Annotated in this window: 1 protein-coding gene; it reads left to right on the plus strand. The window is 59.4% G+C overall.

Features of this window, described 5'->3' with window-relative positions; all coding sequences use genetic code 11:
• On the plus strand, positions 1-1,799 hold a 1,799-nt coding region (locus HVE01_RS19710; protein ID WP_146945489.1), incomplete at both ends, for an FAD-binding oxidoreductase.

Below are 1,799 nucleotides of genomic sequence, written 5' to 3' on the forward strand. Positions count from 1 at the left end.
GGCTTCGAAGGCGAGATAGCCCCTGACTATGCCAACCGCACGGTGCTGGCAACGGATAACTCGATTTATCAGCGCCTGCCCCAAGCGGCGGTGTTTCCTAAGCATGCGGAAGACCTGGAACGCCTTGCCAAGCTGGCTGCCGAGCTGCCCCATCGCGATGTCGTGCTCACCCCTCGGGGGGGCGGCACCGGTACCAACGGCCAGTCGTTGACCGATGGTATCGTGGTGGACGTTTCCCGCCATATGAACCAGATCCTCGAGATTGATGTTGAGGCGCGGCGGGTGCGCGTTCAGGCAGGCGTGGTGAAAGATCAGCTCAACGCGGCGCTGAAGCCCCATGGGCTGTTTTTCGCCCCGGAGCTGTCGACCTCGAATCGCGCCACCATCGGCGGCATGATCTCCACCGATGCCAGCGGCCAGGGCAGCTGCGAATACGGTAAAACCCGTGACCATGTGTTGGCGTTGGATACGGTTCTGCTGGGAGGCCAGCATCTGCATAGCCGCGCGCTTAGCGCTGACGAGGAGCAGCAGGCCGTTGCCCAATCCGGCATACTCGGCCAGGTGCATACCACCGCGGCTGAGATTATTGACCAACAGCGTGGGCTGATTGAGGCCAAATTTCCGCCGCTCAACCGCTGCTTAACCGGCTACGATCTGGCGCATCTGCGGGAAGCAGAAGGCCAGCTGAACCTGAACAGCCTACTGTGCGGCTCGGAAGGCACGCTGGGCTTTTTGAATGAAGCGGTACTCAATGTGCTGCCGATTCCCAAGCACGCCACTTTGGTCAATGTGCGTTATGCCAGCTTTATGGACGCGCTACGCGATGCCAAGGCATTGATGACGACCAGCGCGCGCCCCACCTCGATTGAAACCATTGACGACACCGTGCTGCAGCTGGCCATGGAGGACTTTGTCTGGGACAGCGTGGCGACGTTTTTCCCCGCCACCGGCAGCACGCCAATTCGTGGCATTAACCTGATCGAGTTTAATGACGATGATCCTGAACGCTTGGCAGAACGGGTGCGGGCGTTCACGGACCATTTGAGCCAAGACACCACGGTAGAGCGCTTAGGCTATACCCTGGCGGAAGGCCGTCCGCAGATCCAAAAAGTTTACGCCATGCGCAAACGCTCGGTGGGCTTGCTGGGCAATGTACAGGGCGAAAAGCGCCCACTTGCGTTTGTCGAAGATACCGCTGTACCGCCAGAGCACTTGGCTGACTTTATTAGTGAGTTTCGCGCCGCACTGGATGCCCGCAAGCTCTCCTACGGTATGTTTGGCCATGTCGATGCGGGGGTACTGCACGTGCGCCCGGCGCTGGATATGAAAGATCCCGAACAGGAAAAACTGATTCGTGAGATTTCTGATCAAGTGGCTGACCTGACCCAGAAATACGGCGGGCTGTTATGGGGCGAGCATGGCAAGGGCGTGCGCTCGGAGTACGGCCCCAAATTCTTTGGCGAGCTGTATCCCAGCCTACAGCGCGTTAAAGCCGCGTTTGACCCGCATAACCAGCTAAACCCCGGCAAGATTGCGTCGCCCGCCGAAGGCAGCGAATTAATCGCCAAAGACAGTGACCCTGAGCTATTAACGATTGATGGCGTCACCCTGCGCGGCCAGTTGGATCGCACCATTGATGAGCGGGCGTGGCAGGCCTACGACGCGGCGGTGTACTGCAACGGCAATGGCGCCTGCTACAACTACGATGTTGATGACCCCATGTGCCCTTCCTGGAAGGCTACCCGTGACCGCGTGCATTCGCCTAAAGGCCGTGCCAGCTTGATGCGTGAGTGGCTGCG

Source organism: Vreelandella venusta (assembly GCF_007989605.1).
Lineage (GTDB): Bacteria > Pseudomonadota > Gammaproteobacteria > Pseudomonadales > Halomonadaceae > Vreelandella > Vreelandella venusta.